This is a genomic window from Enterococcus sp. AZ035 (genome assembly GCF_050548325.1).
GTDB classification, from domain to species: domain Bacteria; phylum Bacillota; class Bacilli; order Lactobacillales; family Enterococcaceae; genus Enterococcus; species Enterococcus faecalis.
Genome location: NZ_CP172958.1, coordinates 1,747,058 through 1,765,447 on the forward strand (window position 1 = coordinate 1,747,058; position 18,390 = coordinate 1,765,447).

14 protein-coding genes are annotated in these 18,390 nt (G+C 32.9%); all 14 read right to left on the reverse strand.

Annotation, left to right across the window (positions count from 1 at the left end):
• Nucleotides 1-7 precede the first annotated feature (7 nt).
• The 14 genes from IGL32_RS08465 to IGL32_RS08530 all read right to left on the reverse strand — a co-directional run bounded on the left by IGL32_RS08465 (nucleotide 8) and on the right by IGL32_RS08530 (nucleotide 18,376).
• Nucleotides 8-1,819: a DUF3329 domain-containing protein gene (locus tag IGL32_RS08465; protein ID WP_085454823.1), complete on the reverse strand. Its 1,812-nt coding sequence runs from the start codon at nucleotides 1,817-1,819 to the stop codon at nucleotides 8-10.
• Nucleotides 1,816-2,790, reverse strand: coding sequence for a GDP-mannose 4,6-dehydratase (locus IGL32_RS08470; protein ID WP_033593143.1), 975 nt, complete (start codon nucleotides 2,788-2,790; stop codon nucleotides 1,816-1,818). The genes IGL32_RS08465 and IGL32_RS08470 overlap by 4 nt, the downstream gene beginning before the upstream one ends.
• A gap of 91 nt (nucleotides 2,791-2,881) precedes the next feature.
• Nucleotides 2,882-4,303 carry a lipopolysaccharide biosynthesis protein gene (locus IGL32_RS08475; RefSeq protein ID WP_002380514.1) on the reverse strand — a complete coding sequence of 474 codons (1,422 nt, stop codon included), beginning with the start codon at nucleotides 4,301-4,303 and terminating at the stop codon, nucleotides 2,882-2,884.
• 10 nt (nucleotides 4,304-4,313) lie between these two features.
• Nucleotides 4,314-5,285 carry a glycosyltransferase family 2 protein gene (locus IGL32_RS08480; RefSeq protein WP_085443937.1) on the reverse strand — a complete coding sequence of 324 codons (972 nt, stop codon included), beginning with the start codon at nucleotides 5,283-5,285 and terminating at the stop codon, nucleotides 4,314-4,316.
• Nucleotides 5,286-5,324: 39 nt separating this feature from the next.
• Nucleotides 5,325-6,149 (reverse strand): LicD family protein, encoded by an 825-nt coding sequence (locus tag IGL32_RS08485; protein ID WP_085443936.1) that lies wholly within the window; start codon nucleotides 6,147-6,149, stop codon nucleotides 5,325-5,327.
• A 54-nt stretch (nucleotides 6,150-6,203) separates the two neighbouring features.
• A complete protein-coding gene (locus IGL32_RS08490; RefSeq protein WP_002379606.1) occupies nucleotides 6,204-7,634 on the reverse strand; it encodes an O-antigen ligase family protein in 1,431 nt (476 codons plus the stop codon).
• 40 nt (nucleotides 7,635-7,674) lie between these two features.
• On the reverse strand, nucleotides 7,675-8,649 hold the full coding sequence (locus IGL32_RS08495; RefSeq protein WP_002379607.1) for a glycosyltransferase family 2 protein: 975 nt from the start codon (nucleotides 8,647-8,649) through the stop codon (nucleotides 7,675-7,677).
• A 1-nt stretch (nucleotide 8,650) separates the two neighbouring features.
• Nucleotides 8,651-9,709, reverse strand: a complete 1,059-nt coding sequence (locus IGL32_RS08500) for an NAD-dependent epimerase/dehydratase family protein (RefSeq protein WP_002378507.1) — start codon at nucleotides 9,707-9,709, stop codon at nucleotides 8,651-8,653.
• A gap of 12 nt (nucleotides 9,710-9,721) precedes the next feature.
• Complete coding sequence (locus tag IGL32_RS08505; RefSeq protein ID WP_002378508.1) at nucleotides 9,722-10,426, reverse strand: IspD/TarI family cytidylyltransferase; 705 nt, start codon at nucleotides 10,424-10,426, stop codon at nucleotides 9,722-9,724.
• 464 nt (nucleotides 10,427-10,890) lie between these two features.
• A complete protein-coding gene (locus IGL32_RS08510) occupies nucleotides 10,891-13,572 on the reverse strand; it encodes a DUF5776 domain-containing protein (protein WP_002379608.1) in 2,682 nt (893 codons plus the stop codon).
• A gap of 242 nt (nucleotides 13,573-13,814) precedes the next feature.
• Nucleotides 13,815-14,663: a LicD family protein gene (locus IGL32_RS08515; RefSeq protein ID WP_002379609.1), complete on the reverse strand. Its 849-nt coding sequence runs from the start codon at nucleotides 14,661-14,663 to the stop codon at nucleotides 13,815-13,817.
• Nucleotides 14,664-14,678: 15 nt separating this feature from the next.
• Complete coding sequence (locus IGL32_RS08520) at nucleotides 14,679-15,437, reverse strand: glycosyltransferase family 2 protein (RefSeq protein ID WP_002379610.1); 759 nt, start codon at nucleotides 15,435-15,437, stop codon at nucleotides 14,679-14,681.
• 134 nt (nucleotides 15,438-15,571) lie between these two features.
• Nucleotides 15,572-16,969, reverse strand: coding sequence for a sugar transferase (locus tag IGL32_RS08525; RefSeq protein ID WP_002384306.1), 1,398 nt, complete (start codon nucleotides 16,967-16,969; stop codon nucleotides 15,572-15,574).
• A 105-nt stretch (nucleotides 16,970-17,074) separates the two neighbouring features.
• On the reverse strand, nucleotides 17,075-18,376 hold the full coding sequence (locus tag IGL32_RS08530; protein ID WP_010825374.1) for an EpaQ family protein: 1,302 nt from the start codon (nucleotides 18,374-18,376) through the stop codon (nucleotides 17,075-17,077).
• Nucleotides 18,377-18,390 lie beyond the last annotated feature (14 nt).

Consider the following 18,390-nt stretch of genomic DNA (forward strand, 5'->3'; position numbering starts at 1 on the left):
ATAACAACTAACGCATTCCTGGAGCATTTTTTTCTGTAATATCAAAATTTACCGAATCAATAACTTTGTTAGTATTACTATCAATAATCACAAAGTTCAAACCTTTTTTATTTCTAGACATTTCTGTATCATTTATTTTTACAGAAGCAAATGTTTGATTTTCATAATTAGTATAACTTGAGAATACATCATAATTTAAAGCTTCAATTTTACCAGTTAGTCTCGATAATTCTGCATTTGTTTCAACTGTTTTATTATCTTTTGAAATCACTGCACTTAAAGTCCACGCATTGTTACCTTCGAATTTTACGTCTACCCCTAAGTCTTTTAAAAGCGACTCTTCCGCTTGTGAAAGATAGACTTGATTACCATAACCACTTAATAAAATAGTATATTGCGTATCAATTAATTTTTGTAAATAATCATTAAGATTAAAAATATTCATCAACTCTGGGTTTCCATTTCTATATATATTGTCCCAATCTTTTTCTGAAACACTTCGCACAGACTCCAAGCCATAATATTTTGCAACAGAACGATTAACTTGTGCATCTGAATTAGTTTTTACATGCGATAAATGATTAGAATAAGCTGAATATTTTGTTGTATTACTATATGATATATCTGGAAACACAGGATTGATATTTCCTTTTTTCTCTTGCTCAACTAAATAACTATATTGTTTTGTCAAATCCAATTTTGACAAGAATATATCACTTACACCAACCATTACGTTCATGAAGAATGTACATGCCAAAATCACATACAAAACACTGTAAATTGGAGAAAACCTGATATTTACTTTATAATTTGGCAGTGACATAGAAAAAGCGATAATCAAGAATAATACAGCCCCATAGTATGAACGTCCATAAGTTAATGCCGTTGGAGAGATGGCTAAAACTAGCATAGTAGCCATTCCAGAAACAAAATAAACAACACTTAGGTATACTCTTTTTTTATCTTGACTAATATAAGTATATAAAACAAGCAACAAAATCAGTATAACTAAAAATAATGATAAATTTTCTTTCATTTGTTCAAATATTGTAATGATTCCTGTCATGGCCTTTCTTGGTAAAGACCAAGTACTTCTAGCAAAATAAGTAGCGCGAATCTTATTTCCTGGTGCTAAAGCCATTAACGCCAAACCTATAGCATTACCAGCAACACCCGTGAACATCCATAAAGAAAGCTTTCGTTTTGTATAAAACTGCCAGCCAAGATACCCTAAAACGATAAGCAAAGCTCCTCCAGAGGTATTTTCATTACACCAACCAGCCAAAATTCCTAAAGCAAACATCAAAAAAATCATTAATTTTGTTTTCGTAAAGACGTGTTCTTCAATGATTTCTCTATGATACACATAAAGGAACGAAAGAATAATTAAACTTCCCCAAAGATAATTAGCTGAGCCTGTCTCCCACAAAAACACTTCTCCAAAGGCTGGGGTAAACAACCAAAATAGCACTTGAATAATAATAAATCTAAATGAATTATACTTTTCATCTTGCTTTTGTAAAGTAAGTCTATAAACTAAATATGTTACTATTGTGTATGCCAAAGCGTTAAAAACATTAAAAATTCCTTTTGGTAACAATAAAAATATTCTTGCAATTATATGGACCACTGAACGTCCGGTCCATGTCATGTATTGATTGTATTCATCTATCAGTATTGTCATCCAACTTTTCGTTTTATAAAGGTATTCGTAGTCATCTGCAAGTAATGGTGTTAAATTATTTAAAGTAAGCATCACCAAAAATGTAATAATAATTGAGCATATAAATATCTTCTTTTTATTTAATTTAACTTTCATCTCTGCTTACCTTCCGCTTTTAATTCATAATTAACATATTTATCCAAACCAGATTGAATACTATATTTCGGTTCATAACCAATGGCACGTAATTTAGATATATCCGCTAAGGAATCTTTGATGTCCCCAGCTCGTGCTTCTTTGTATTCAACTGGCAAAGTGACTTTCATAATATCATTTAAAGAAGAAATTAACTCATTTAAATCGGTTGCTTTCCCTGTTCCGACATTATACACTTCCCCAAGTGATTGGTCAGAATGAGCGACAAGATTCAACGCTTGAACCACGTCCTCAACAAAGACAAAATCACGGGATTGTTTTCCATCGCCAAAGATATTGAATGTCACTTCTTGATTGGCTAATAAGCGTTTGTAAGAGTCCATCACAATCGAAATAACGCCAGAATAAGGCGAATTAGGATTTTGGTTTGGCCCATAAACGTTAAAGAAGCGAACAGCGCTTGTTGGAACATCATATAAATGACAATAGTTTAAAACATATTTTTCAGAAGCAAATTTATCCACAGCATAAGGCGTTAACGGACGAATTACTGACTCTTCCTGTTTTGGTAAAGTTGGCTCATCGCCGTAAACCGCTGCAGAAGAAGCAAACACCAAACGTTTTAAATCTTTCTGGTATTTCCGAATTAATTCCAGTAATTGTAACACACTCTCAAAATTCACTTGGTGTGTTTCCACTGGACGTGCTACTGAATCTGCTACACTAGCAATCGCTGCTAAGTGAAAAATGTAATCGAACTGATACTCTTGTAGTACTTTTTCCATTAATTGTTGATCAGTCACGCTACCTTCAATGAACGTGATATTTTCAGATGCGTTTAAATTTTCAGTTTGGCCCATTGATAAATCATCAATGACCACAACTTGATTGTCTTTACTATAATAATTTGCTAAGGTTGAGCCGATAAAGCCGGCGCCGCCTGTGATTAAAAAGTTCCTCAAGTTTCCCACTCCAATTAAAATAATACATTAATTTTACCATTTTTAGATGTCAAAGACTACAGTTTGTTTTTTCAATAAAAAAGGAGAGAAAATAACGTTCTCAACCTTTTACTAAATATTTTAAATTCTTTGCGTTATTTACAAAGCTCTTATGAATGAATAAGAAATAGATAATATACACAATTGCATAAGAAATGAAACTATAAATACTACCGCCAAACCAAAGATTACTAAAGATAAACAATAATGTAACCAACGTTTCCAATGCAGTGCTATTTCCTATTTTAATATTCATATCTTTGCATAGAAAAATTTCCGCTAAATTACAACGAAATGCTAAACTTACTAATATCAATCCAACAGTTAAATTCAAGTTCCCAACAACGAAAATCACAAACAACGATAAGATTAACGACAAGGCAAGTGTCAATACGTTAACAAATAAAATTGTTTTTTCTTTTCTCAACGTTTTTAAATACGTGTTAATTAGTAAAGACATCCGGCCTTCATAAATAACTATAGGAAATAGAATTCCCATAAATTTCAAACTCTCGCTATATTCGGGTAACCACATACCTAAAACAAATTTGACGGGTACATATAACAGCAGAATTGCATACGTCAACGGAACAAAAACACCTCTTAATGTGACAAATAAAGACGGCAATCGCTCTTTATTTGTCCGTCTTAACAACGGAAACATTACAATTCCAACAGCATTAATAAAAGTTAAAAACATATTTGATAAACTTAAAGTAAAGGACAATTTACCAAAGGTTTCGATTGTCCAACGCTGTTGAACAAAAAAGCGAATGGTTCCCATTATTAGCATACTTGCTATACTACTGAGCATTAGTTTACTACCTATGTTAATATTATCAACTATTTCAGGAGTAACTTCCTTCAAACTCATCATGTTCACACGCAACATGTCTTTAACTCTAAACATTCCCCAAACCGTAATAATCAGTTTAGAAAGTATATCCATAATGATTAGCCAATAAAAATCTCGTCCTCCTAATGCAAAGTAAATTGCAATGAACAGGACATATAAATAGCGATCATTTCTGGATAATTGAGCATATTCCTTAATACGATTTGTTGACTGAAAAACATACAGAATAAACGTTTTTGCAATTGTAATTACTGAAACAATGGCCGTCAATATCAAAATAATCCCTTGATATTCTTTCGGCATGAAAAAGTAAGCCCAAAGAATGACAAAAGCAGAAATACAACATTCAAAAATCGCTAAATACCAGAATTGAGAACCGAGATTTCTTTTATCTAAATTTTCGTATTCTTCTCCCCCAATTTTTAAATAGATACCATCAATCCAGCCTAAGTGGAGAAATCCAACATATGAAGAATAAAAAACATAAAGTTGCCAATAACTGTATTCTGTAACGCCTAACAACTTAGGGACAAATAAATTTAAGAGAACCGAAATACCCAACGTTGCAAAATTTGCAGCCACAGTATAATAAAGGTTTTTAGCCACCATTTTTGCTTTTGAATTCATAGCATTATGCTCACTTTCTAATTTTATATTTCATGATATGGTAGATATCTGTGCTAAAATAAAACTTGTGATGATACTTAAAAAAGGCACATAGACTCGGGATTATTTTTTTTCTTTCTAATAAAGAAACTCGCATATTCAACTCTTTAATCAAATTTGAAAGAACTTTGTCTTTATATTCAAATTCTTCAACATGTGGTTGATTATTTAAATAATTCTTTGCAGCCTCTGTACGCTGTAATCTCCGGCGTAAAGTATTCAATCTTTCCTCAAAGTGATTTTGTTTCTTAGCTAAATCAATTTCTTTTTTAAAGGAACTTTGTCCATGTTTACGCCATCTAATTAATTCTTCCCTAACAATATAGAGCCCATCACTTAATAAAGAACTTCCCCACATCGCCATATCATGTACAGGATTTTCCATTTCAGATGCGTATAGATTAACATTGGCAATGAAGCTCTTTCTAATTGCATATACACATCCCGGGCGACGTAAAAATAAATTGTTCTCATTAAATATAATCTGTTCTGCTTTTTGATTAGGCAATTTAACTGAATCAATTTTTTTTAATTCCTCTGCTAATCCCCCAGGTTCTACTAATTCAGTATAATCACTTACTAAAACTTTAACATCAGTGTTTGCAAAAGCTTCACACATCACTTCAATTTTAGATGCATCCCAAATATCGTCTTGATCACACGTAAAAACAATTTCTTTAGTAGCAGCATTCAATAGATTAAAGAAATTTTTGCGCCAACCTAAATTTTCCGTGTTGATTTTCAAATGCCACGTTTCACCTAATTTATTTTCAGAAATAAAGTTCTCAATTATTTTAACTGTAGAATCTGTAGAGCAGTCATCCCAAATTAATACTTCATCAATTTTTTTCGACTGATTTTTTAAGGAATCCAACTGTTCTAAGATATTTTTTTCTCCATTATAGGTAGCCATAACAACAGTTGCTGTATATTGCTGCTTCATTTAAGTACGCCTTCTTTCTAAAAAACCTATAAATAATCTTTATTTTTGGTAAAAATCATAGGGATGATGAGTGATTCTTTCTTCTACTGGAGGCATTTCCATATAATCTCCATAACGTAAAGTTAAAAATTGTTTTCGGTTTTTAATGGCCATAAATTTATGTCCTTCAAACTCTACATCCTCATATTCCAAAAACCATTCATTAGGAAATACACCCCAATCTATATGAATCCATTCTAGATAACCACAATGTTTTGTTGCTCCAAATGGGGTTTTTTTTGCCTCTGTTTGATATACATCACGCCAATATTGATTGTTTCCTACTTTTTTCACTTTAAAATGATTAGGATAACGAGTTATTAATTTTATTAATGCCTTACTAAGATGAAAACTTCGTGCATAGCTTAAACCTAAAGTATCCATTAAGTTTAACCGATACTGTTCCGTTATCTTTCTTAGTTCATTTCTCTCCTTTTGAGTATCAGGGATACCATCAATTGGAAAAATATCTACAAAAACTCCTAAGTCCTTATCTTCTCCACCAAAATATTGTTTGGAATGAGCTACAGTATTAGGATCAACTAACTTTGCAAAAGGATAACGAAAATGTTTCCGTGTTTCAAAAGAAAGTAATTGATAGTTAGAATCGTTTTTAAGGATTTTAATTAACAATTCATAATCTGGCCTTGGCATAACTATATCAATATCATCATCCCAAGGAATAAAACCTTTATGACGTTCTACACCAATCAATGTTCCATAAAATAATGTATAATGCAAGTTGTTAGATCGACAAATATTATCGATATACACTAATATTTCAACAGCCTTCGCCTGAACCTCTTTTAACGTAAGTTTTTGCATGATATTACTCTCCTACTTATATAATAATCAATTGTATAGTAGAAAAAATGAGCATCATTGCTCATTTCCTCTAATCAAATCATTTTCCATGTCAGTGCGATACTGAATTTTACCTAAGTATAACCAAAAGATAACTGTTGCAAAACGTCTTGTTAAAATGACTTCAGTTATCAGTAATCCAGAAATTAAAATGACTAACACAATTTGGTTATCTAACACAAAATCCATATAATTTTTAATTCGAACGCTAAACAGCAATTTAGCAGAGTTAAACATTTTAGATAGCAAGAAAATTAGAAATACAATTGTACCTGAAATCCCTGTAGCTGCTAATAAATAGAAGAAAAAACTATGCGGTGTTTGAGCTGTCTTAGCAATATGAGATTGAGGCAATTTATCTTTAGCTATATCTGCAAAACCTTTTGGAGAAGTGCCAAATATAGGATTTAATTTCATTAAATCTATCGCACTTTGCCAAAGAGCAAATCGACTATTTGAAATATCATCTTTCCCCTCAACATCTGGTCTCTTAGTAGTAATTTTCTTATTTCCTAGAATTTCATTTTCTTTATTATCTAAAACTTTTGGTACTTCAATATTCACTGAATTTGCAGTAGCAATATACCCTTTTTCTATTAACTGTAAGCCCCCGAAAACAATAGCACCACAGAAAAAAGAAACTAATACTGCTTGCACAACTTTTTTTATAACTGCTTTGGATGTATTTTTTTGAAAGAACCAAATTGTAAAGAACATCCCGAAAATTACCATTGAAATCAACTGAATAACTCCTGATCTTGATCCAGACAATGCTACATAACTAAATTGTAGAAAAATCACCATTGCACAAACCACTTTTAACCATTTGCTATTGGTATTAATAAAATTCCGCACGCCAACCAAAATACAAACTAATGAGATGGTACATGCATAGTTAGGCTCCACAAAAACACCATATAATCGATTTTCAAAAAAACCGATTCTCATTCCGTAATACAAAGACTCTACTGGTTTTGAAAAGCTGATTCGCGCAAAAAATAAGTATAACCCAACGATGACTAATGCGGTCCAAACAATTAAAAGTACATACTCAAAAGCTTTAAAAACAGATTTATCATTCGAACGCCCTACTTCGTAAACGGAAAAGAAAAAGATACATTGCCAAATGATCAACTTAATGTTCTCTGAAAAAGCATACGTATGATTAATAAATGTTGTTAAAAATAAAATTCCTATAAAAGCAATTAGCCAGTATTCTATTCTTCTTTGTTTTTTTTCTATAAAAATTGGCAAGAAGTGACATATGAAGTAAACACCTGACAATAGCATAATTATCAAGGTAAATAATGAATCTATTTTTGTTGGTAAAGTCGAATAAATGCTAACCATTCGACAAATTAGAACTAACTCAAAAAAAACAATATATGGTATAGCTATCCTTTTTTCTATTTTTTGCATCTGCTGTGATAAATTAATAATCATCATATCCTCCAATTATTTAAAACAACTTTTAGATTACAACTTGTTAATCTATTGTTTTTTCTATATATTTTCTTTTCAATTTAATTGGTATTTTATAAAAAGGAAGACCAAACATAAGTAAAATCATTGATAGTTTACGACTTTTTGTAAAAACTTTATTTTTCATAATAAAAATAAAGTTTTCCCGAAGATAGCGAACAATTTGTTTCGTTTCTTTTTTCTTCGGAGCATTACTAATCAAAATTTTATCTAATACTAAAAAATTCGCAAAACAAACTCTTTGATGGGCAGCTTCTTCTATAACTGCTCCCTTACCTTTCAATTTAAGTTCATTTTTCTCCCAAGCTTCTATAAACTCAAATTGTTTATCTGAAAACATTTCTGTATTAATGCTACCCATTCGATGATAATAGTAATATTTTTGCGTTGAATCAATAGAGACTTTCTGACATTTAGATAACAAATCTACTATAATAAATGAATCTTCATGATACTTTCCTTTAGGATATCTTAAATCCTCAAAGAGTTTTCGTCTATATAACTTATTTACAGCATGTACGGAAATAATGTTTCCTTGTAAAATTAACAATAATGCTTCTTCTCTAGAAAAAGTTCCCTGTATTAAACTTTTTACAACAGGCTCTTTCCCCTCATAGACATCATAAATACCACAGATTGATAAATCGGCATCTTCTTTTACGATATTTGTATATAATAGTTCATACATATCATCTGCAATGTAATCATCACTATCTACGAAACCTAAATACTCACCTGTTGCTATTTCAATTCCAGCATTACGAGCATCGCTTAGCCCACCATTTTCTTTATGGATAACTTTTACCCGTTGATCTTGTTCAGCAAACTGATCACACATTGCTCCAGAACTGTCTGGAGAGCCATCGTCCACCAGAATTAATTCAAAGTCAGTAAACGTTTGAGCTAAAATAGAGCGTACACATTTTTCTAAATATTTTTCTACATTGTATACAGGAACAATAATACTAATTTTGGGCATATCAATTTCCGCTACCTTCTAAAATTTTAATTGTATGTTTTAATGGTTCTTCCATACTGTCGTACAGTGGCCGCCAACCTAATGCGTAGATTTTTTGATTGTCTAGTAGTGCTTTTGTTGCTTTAGAAAACCCTTGTTTTTCTTGGGCGGTGGCTTCTCCATGAATCACTTTTGTTCCAGCCACATTGGCTAATGTTTCCGCAAAAGTACGTAACGTAATATCGCAATGTTCGTTTGAAACATTGTAAGCTTCCCCTTTTTGCCCTTTAACTAATAAAAACAGAAGAGCAGATACAATATCTGCAACATATGCATAAGAATATAGTTGGGTCCCTGCACTTTTTAACACAATGTTTTCTTTATGGACTGCATTCATAATAAATTGAGAAGAAGCTTTACTATCCGAAAGTAACATCGTAGGCCCGAAAGTACGACTAATTCTTGGAATAACAACATCAATACCATATTTCTGAATATAGGCTTGACATAATGATTCACTTGCTCTTTTTCCTTCGGGATAACCGGCCCGTAGCGTGTTACAGTCAATATAGCCGCAATAGTCTTCCGTAAATTTATCAAGATCTCCACGATTTTCTCCATAGATTTCAACAGTTGATAAAAATAACACCTTTTCACTATTCGCTTTGACCGCATAATCTAAAATATGCTGCGTACCAGCAATATTGGTCATAATCGTTCCAATTGGATCACTGGCATATGATTTAGGATGTGTATTACTAGCACAATGCAACACATAGTCACAAGCTTCTGCTATCTGAATTTCTTCTGTGACATCTCCGATAACTATATGGAATAACGGATCTTCTAGATAACTAGTAAATCGCTCTTCTAAACGCGACAATGTTCGTCCCATCGCCCAGATCGAAATATTCGCATTTCTCGTTTTATTTTGGTACATAAGCACATCAATTAAAAAGGTCCCAATCATGCCTGAAGCACCAGTTATAAAAACAGATTTATTAGTTACTTTAGTCCAATCTGGTGTCTTCTCTAAAACTCGTTCAACGTCTGATAAATAATTATCGTCTGTAAATAACATGGTATCCCTCCACTACTCTTCTTTCATTTTCAAGAAGCCTTTAAATAACTGTAAGTCATCTTGTGTGGTTAACTTAATGTTTTTATCTGAGCCTAAAGCAAAATACAATGTTTCGCCTAAATCCACCATCATAGTATTTGTGTATGACGATTCAGAAATACCAATATTCTCACGGAATGCTTTTTCGTAAGCCCAAGTTAATTTTTCAAATTTATAGGCTTGTGGTGTTGACACGCGACGTAATGTTTCACGATTAATATATTGTCGAGTTGTTTCCTCAGTTTCTTTTACAAAAATTTGTTCATTATATGGCAACGAAGTCACTGCATTGCCGTATTCTTGACACTTAACAATTACATCAGATAAAACTAATTCATCAACTAATGGACGAATTCCGTCATGGATAACAATAGTATCTTCTGGGTTTGAATGTTCTTTTAAGAAATTAACCCCATTGTTAATTGATTCTTGACCAGAATTTCCCCCTGGGATAATCCATTGTAATTTGTCAATATGGTACTCTTTTGCATAGGCATCTAGTGTTTGTTCCCAACCTTTTTTACACACAACTAAGATTCGATCAATGAGTGGATGCTTTTGAAAAGATTCCAATGTGTAAATAATGATTGGCTTTTCCTCTACCATAATAAATTGTTTAGGAATCTCCTGCCCCATTCGTTTACCGACCCCACCGGCAATAATTAAAGCTGTAATCATTTGATACAAAATCCTTTCTCTAACTAGTCAACAACTAGTTTTATTTCAATTTTGTTTAACTTATATATTCATCAACACAGCCAAAACTGCATTCAATCTTTTACATTTTCTCATAACTAACAGTAAGTTTCAATAATTTATCGTAGACCTTAATCGAACTGTAAATATTGGCGGTGTTTTATTTTATATATTTTAATAGTCTTAGGCTTTATCGTATTTCTTTTTTTATTTAGATATTGATTGAATAAAAAGATGATTGTTATGCTTTTCATCAATTTTAACAACACTTTTAGCCCCTTTATAAATAGCGAAAATTTTTGACCAATAAAATCTTTTTCTCTATAAAAAAACACCTTTGTCGAACTCGTATAAAAATAAGTCCAACAAAGATGTCAATATATAGTTAACCTTTCAAATATTCTCTTTACTTTAATAATCAATAAGGTTGTTTATTGGCGGATAGCTTAACCCACTTTTGCTACATACCACTTATTAGCAGTTAAATACCCTTGTTTCGTCTTTAACCTTGGTATACCATTGTTTGTATATTCGATTGCTTCAACTTCAACAATCGTATTCTTCTTAACAGCCTGTCCTTTTTTAGTAAACTCAGTATTATTGTAGAAACAATCATCAATTAAGAGCTTAACTTTTTTTGGATTAGTGATAAAGTAATTGTTATTGGCATTTCCAGCAGCTGTCACATAGTTTTTATTTGCAGTAAGATATCCTCCTTCTGTCTTCAAGCGAGGAACACCTTTAGAGGAATACTCAATGCCCTTAACTGGAACAACAGTCCCAGATGATAAGGTTCTGCTACCATTACGAAACTCTACATCAGTATATAGTTTATCTGACACTCGCATAATAATTTGGTGCGGATTTTCAGTAAAGTAATTATCTGAATTTGATACCAATTTTGTAACATATGATTTGTTAGCAGTTATATAACCTTTGGCAGTCTTTAATCTAGGTAATCCGTTTTCGGTATAATCAACACTTAAAACTTTGATTAATGTATCTTTAGAAACAGACTCACCTTTTTTACTGAAATTTACATCTTGATAATAATAATCATTTGTTTTCATAACTACATACTCTGGATAATCATATAGATAATCTTTGATGTTTGGCACAACTTTTTGTGCATAACTTTTATTAGCCGTTAAATAACCATTTTGGGTAATCAAACGAGGAACTTGATTTTCACGGTACTCGATTCCCACAACAGGAACTAAACTTCCCTTGGAAACAGCTGCTCCTTTATATAAGAAGTCTGAATCCCCATAAAAATTATCACTATTTTTCATAATAATTTGCCCTGGATTAACCGTATGATAGTTAGCAATCCAAGATCCAGTAGCTACTACATAGTTCTTGTTAGCCGTGAAATAATACCCATTTGCCATCTTCAATCTAGGAATTCCTGATTTTGTTTTCTCAATAGCAGTTACTTTTAAAACACTGCCTGCAGATACTTTATTTGCTTTTGTCTTGAATTCTACATCTTTGTAATAGGTATCTTCATTTCTAGTAATTACTTGTCCAGGATTAGATGTGTAGTAAGTATCTTCTAATCCTTTATATTGTTCAACTATATTTTTATTTGCAGTCAAATATCCTTTCGCTGTTTTCAATCGAAATATACCGCTTTGAGTATAAGCTAAATCTTCAACTTCTACTATTGTTCCCTTCGAAACCTTAGACAACCTTTGCTTAAATTCTGGATCAGCATAGAAATAATCATCGCTTTTCAAACGAACTTTTTTAGGATTTGTCGTAAAATACAAATCAATATTGCTTTGTGCCGCTAATACATAATCTTTATTTGCTGTTAAATAACCTTGGTCTGTGACCAATCGAGGAATTCCTGCTGAACTATATTCAATCCCCTTAATGGTAACTAGTGTATTTTTTTTAACTCGCCAACCAGGAGTTCTAAACGCTACATCTTGGTAAAAAGTATCGTCATTTTTCATGATCACTCGACCTGGATTAGTTGTGTAATACTTACTTAAGTCAGGCCCACTACTATTACCCATATTTAAAAAATTACTATAGGTCATGGAAATATCAAACGGACGCCCTTCATAATTAGCTAAACCAGGGAAATACATTTGCGAAGACCATTGCCAAGCACCATGGTCATTATTCCACTGCATGGAACTATCTGGAGTATATGGATATTGCGCTACCCATACTCTGTCTCTTCCGAAGGCGGAGGTGTCGATATAGCCATTTGTTAACCACCATTTGCCAACATACAACGCATCATTTTTATACCCTAGTGCCTTTAATTGCTGGTTAAACGCAACAGAATTAGCATGGGCGTTTCGCCCATTGTTTGTAAGCGTTGGATCTTCCGCATCATTAAACATTATGGTATTTTTATCTAAGCCAGAGTTAGCCGCCGCCTGAGCAAAATATCTTGCTTCATCTTGTGCTGTCGCAGCAGAGACATACATACTATAGTGATATGCTGAAACTTTTAAGCCCGCAGCTTTGGCATTTCTAATTTGGCCCGCAGCATATGGATTAACATACCAAGTTCCTTCTGTCAATTTAACCGAGACACCTGTTACACCATAGCTTTTAATTTTTTGATATTCAGCTACTGAAATGTCTCCATTCCAACTAGAAACGTCAATAAAATTCTTGCCAGGCAAATTAGGATCATTCGCATAGACGTTCGCAACTGTTGCTCGCGCTACCCTAGAAGAAATGCCGTTTTTCATAGCATATGTTCCTTTTTTATGGTTCGTTCCTTCACGTGCTGCTTCTTGATAATCCGCTTCATCTTGGTCAATGGTCTTTTTTTCTACTTCAGAGCTTTGTGATGCTTCTGTTTTCCTATCTGTTGTGTTTGTTTCTGAAACAGAAGAATGTTCTTCCGTTGTACTATTTGTTGAAGAATCAAGAGACTCTTCTTTTGTGCTTGAAGCAGAACTATCTCTTTCAGAGGTATTTTCTTCTGTAACAGAAGATGTATCCTCCGTTGAATTAGTCGTTGTTTCTGACGTAGCTTGAGTGACCAAGCCAGTCTCCCCCGTTGTTTCTGTTTTTACAAGCTCTTCTCCTGATGCAATCACACTAAAACTATTTAATAATACGGTACAAATTAACATACCTGAAATGATTTTTTTCATGAAACTCTCCTTATATATTTAATAATATGTATCTTTCTTAAACACTTGCCATTCGCTCTCAAAAATGTGTATCCTATAACCTTCAACTAATTGTTTTCACATTTTAAAACTAACACCAATTATTATCTCATACCTTTATTTCAAATTCAATTACGCTTTTTTAACATTCCTATATCAATTTTTTACTTTTAAATGGTAAAAAGATGAAAACAGATCTTTAATCGATTGTTTTCATCTTTTATTTATTTTTTAAGATATTCTGTGTACGATTTTTTAGTATCAACAATTAGCGCTTCATGATGGGGTTGGCGATCTTCCTCTGGTGGCAATTGCATATAATCCCCAAAAACCTCTGTTAAGTAGCGCTTGTAGCCCACTGGTATTGGCATTTTTGTATCTTCAAATGGAACAAAAATAGCAGATTTAAAATCTTCCAAATGATAAATATTACCCATGTAGCGTGGTCCGACACATAATTCTGTAACATAAGGAGTGGAGCCGAAGGAATACTTAGTCATTCTTTTTTCAGCAAAGCGCCAAATATGATAGCGAACCTTTTTCGATGGAAAGATATTCAATAATACCCGACTCCCCGTTGCTAAAATGCCACCATGTTTTTCTGGTACCACTTGTGAACAGAATAAAGCATAAATTAATGCCCAAATTTTTTGTTTCTTCCTTTGAAAATTTCCTTTTGGCGCACCATCTAAAGGAAAAATATCGATAGGAATACCATGAGGAATCGCTAATCCATCTTGATAGGTTTTAATAAACGTTGTCTGTGCATCCCTAATTGTCATAAATGAATTATGATCATTATAAGTTTTTGAAGCAACTAACAATGGATAACATTCTGTATCTGCATATTTAGGCCAAAGCACTTTCAATTTTTCATAATCTGGTCTTGGCATAAAGAAATCTAAGTCATCATCCCATGGAATAAAACCTTGACTGCGGATTGCTCCGATACAACCGCCTCCACAAAAATAACAGGTTAGATTATGTTCTTCACAAAAAGCCACAAAATATTTTGACATGCGTAAAACGACTTGTTGAATTTCTACTAATTGCGTCTGTGTTGTTTGTTCCACTTTTCCTTTTCCTCCCTATTCATTCTTTGCATATTTAAATGTTGTATAGAATAAAAAACGCATTAAGTAGAATGAACTTTTAATAACTGAAAACTGTTCATTTTGACGCAAAATTTTCCAAACCCAACTGATTGTATTCCATTTGTTAGAAGATGTAGAGGTGGTTAGCTTACGATAAATGGCTAATTTTTCGTTAATAAAATAGACCGTATTTATTTCTTTCAAAATGTTTAACCAAGTAGCATAGTCTTCATGTTTTAAATCCGGCATTAAATGGCGTTTAAGCAGATTAGATTCGACTACGACTGTTAAGCAGCCGATAGTATTTGTTTTTAAAAGATCTTGATAGGTTTGTGGTCCCTCACTAAAATTACGCTCATGAGTAATGTTGCCATTTTCATTACATACAAAATAAGAACTACATGTAAATAAAAGTTTTTTTTCTTCCATCCACTTGACTTGAACTTCTAATTTATTAGGAAGCCATAAATCATCACTATCTAAAAAGGCAATATATTGTCCCTTTGAAGCTTCAATTCCTTTATTTCTGGTCTTTGCAATGCCCATGTTCTGTTCATTTTTCAGTAAAAAGATTCTTGAATCTTTTTCCATAAAGGCAAGTGCAATATCAATAGAATCATCTTTACTTCCATCATCAATGAGTAATAATTCCCAATTCTGATAGGTTTGTTCCAGAACGCTTTCAATAGATTTTGATAAAAATTTGCCAGCATTGTACATGGGCATAATAATTGAAACAAGTGCTGTTTCCATTTGTTCACTCCTCGTTGCATTTTATGTAAGAATGTAACAGTTTATATTATCGCATAGCTCTTTTATTATTTCAACGTTCCTTGTTTCCAAAAAAAGTTTGAGACATAAGCTTAAATAACTTATGTCTCAAACTTTTAACGGTAAATTCTAATAGCATTCTCTTTACAATAATCCATCGTCAATTCTTCACGTTCTTCAGACTCATCCAATCCTCTTGATGATACTTTATCAAAGAGAATTTTGATGGTTTGAAGCAGAATTTTCATATCCAATAGCAATGAATAATTCTTGATGTACAGTAAATCAAAGTTCAATTTACTATTGTAGTCAGAAGCATACTTCCCATAAACTTGGGCATAGCCGGTAATCCCCGCACGTACATTGTGACGTAAATAGTAATTCGGGTTTTCCTGATTAAATTGATCAACAAAGAATGGTCGTTCAGGACGTGGTCCGACAATGGACATATCCCCGCGAATAACATTGATTAGTTGTGGCAACTCATCAATACGTAAAGCACGCAAGTATTTACCAACTGTAGTGACGCGACTGTCGTTACTTGTAGATAAGACTGGACCTGATTTTGCTTCCGCTGTTGCCGACATCGTTCTAAATTTTAAAATCGAGAACTCACGTTGATCTAATGTAATCCGAGTTTGTTTGTAAATCACTGGTCCCGGTGAGGTTGCTTTGACTAAAATCGCTGCAATAAGCATTAAGGGTGAGGTAATCACAAATAGGCAAACAGAGACTAAAATATCGAATAAACGTTTAATAAAATTCTCTTCTGGTTGAATTTCAAAATTTGAGACTTCGATAATACTTTCATCTTCAAAGTTCATCATGTTTGGTTTTAACATAATTAGATTTTCAAAACTTGTATCTAAAAAGATTTTTTTCTTGTGTTTGACAATTAATTGATACAATTTTACTTTTTCGTTCTCATCAACATTACTTGAAATATAAACAATATCGATTTCATCGATAATTTTTTTTAAGTTTTCATAGTAATTGCTGACAACAACGCTCGTTACTTTATGCTTGTTATTTTTATCAGACATAAAGTTTTGAATTGACCGCATAACTTGATTTTCTTTACCTAGTAAAACAACTTTTCGCTCATTGCTGACCTTTAAGTAAAGATAATAAACAAGAATTCGCCAAAGACTTAGAACAATAATTCCGATTATAAAGGAATATCCTAAAACAGAACGCGGGAACGTAAACCAACGTCCGGCAAATGTCACAATCATAATCGTTAAAGTCATTAAAATTTGACCAATCACCGTGACAAAAATGATGTCACTAATTTTGCGATTATAAAAAATATACGAACCTAACAACAAATTCAAAAAGATAAAAAAGATTGAAATGTAAATTGCAGATTTTTCATAAGCCACAAAGTTAAATGAAGGAATTTCTCGGCCAAATTTCACCATAAACCCTAAGATGATTGATAAATTATAGAGCAAAACGTCTGCTAAAATAATTACAATTCGTCTTGCATTACTCCATTCACTTTTTGATGTCATTAAAAACTTCCTCTCTTCACTTCCAGTAATTACATTATTTGTAATAACATGCAACCCCTATATTACCATAATGTCAGCGGACAAGAAAGTTCTATAGGATGAAAATTATCTGCGATGTCTTTGGACACGACTTAATTCTTCAGGTTGGTCCCAGCCCTCTTCGTCAACAGGTGCTATCGGGCGCTCTTCATTGCTAACAGGACTTGTTTGTTTCACTCGTTTTCTTCTTTTAGGTGTCGTTGGTCTTTCATGTCTTCCTCGTTTTTTCTCTGGCCGGAAGTAGAAGGCTAGCCCAAGGAAACTATAAACAATCGGCATCCAATGAGGCGCTAATAAAATATCTTCCATAAATGAATGAATCCAGATTAAAAGGAAGCCTAAAAGTAAACTAACTTGCAAACGATCCAATGTTTTTTTGCGGAAACCAATCAATAAAATCATACTGACTAAAAAACCAAATAAAATCAGATAGCCAATGACACCAAAATTACTTAACGTAAATAGAAAAGCATTATGTGTCCCCAGCGGTTTCCATGAGGCCACAAAAGGCTCCATACCGACTTTAATATGTTGAGGATCAGATAACCATTTAGCAAAAAACTCATGCCAAATTCGTTCTCTTCCTGTAAATAAATCAACAGTATCCGATTCCGCACATAAGTAAAATAACAATGGTCCCAATGCAGCTACTCCGACAAAACCAAACAGCCAAACTTTCGAACGTTGCAAGAAACGTTTTGGTAAAAGATTATCCACCAGAATAAAACCAACTAAAATGGCAAAAGAGGTTTTTGATTGACTGACCCATGTACCTAAAACACCACCAATGTATACAGGTAAAAGCAGCAGGTTAAAAACCTTATTTCTATATGCTTTGATCAAACTACTGGCCATCATTGTTGAAAACATCAACGTTGCACCAATCGTATTGGTATTAATCCAAATACTTTCTAGTTTATTTGATTCTTTAAAAATTTCGTCTGCTGGAATCAACTGTGGCAACTCCACGGACATCCGATACAAAGTCGCACTCAAAGCAACTAAAGAGACAATTAATAAAAATGTTTGATCCACACGGTCAAAGACACAAACTTTAAAACAAAGGACCAACAAAATAATTAAAGGAATCATTGTATCTGTTTGCATTGTGCTATGACGGATTGATTCCGTAAAGTGAAACAAGAGCCAGGTGGCTAACGCCAACGCAACGGTTAGCCAGTCAATAAATTTTAATTTCGTACAATTTAATAGCAGTACAAGTATTACTGCTATTAATAATAAAATTGAACTATTGGCATACATATATTTTGTGACTGGCGCATCAATTCCTACGACCCACATCGTATACGAGCCGATCATTGTTACTAATAAAATAAGTCGACCGATTCTATTCAATACTTTTCCCATATTCAAACCTCATT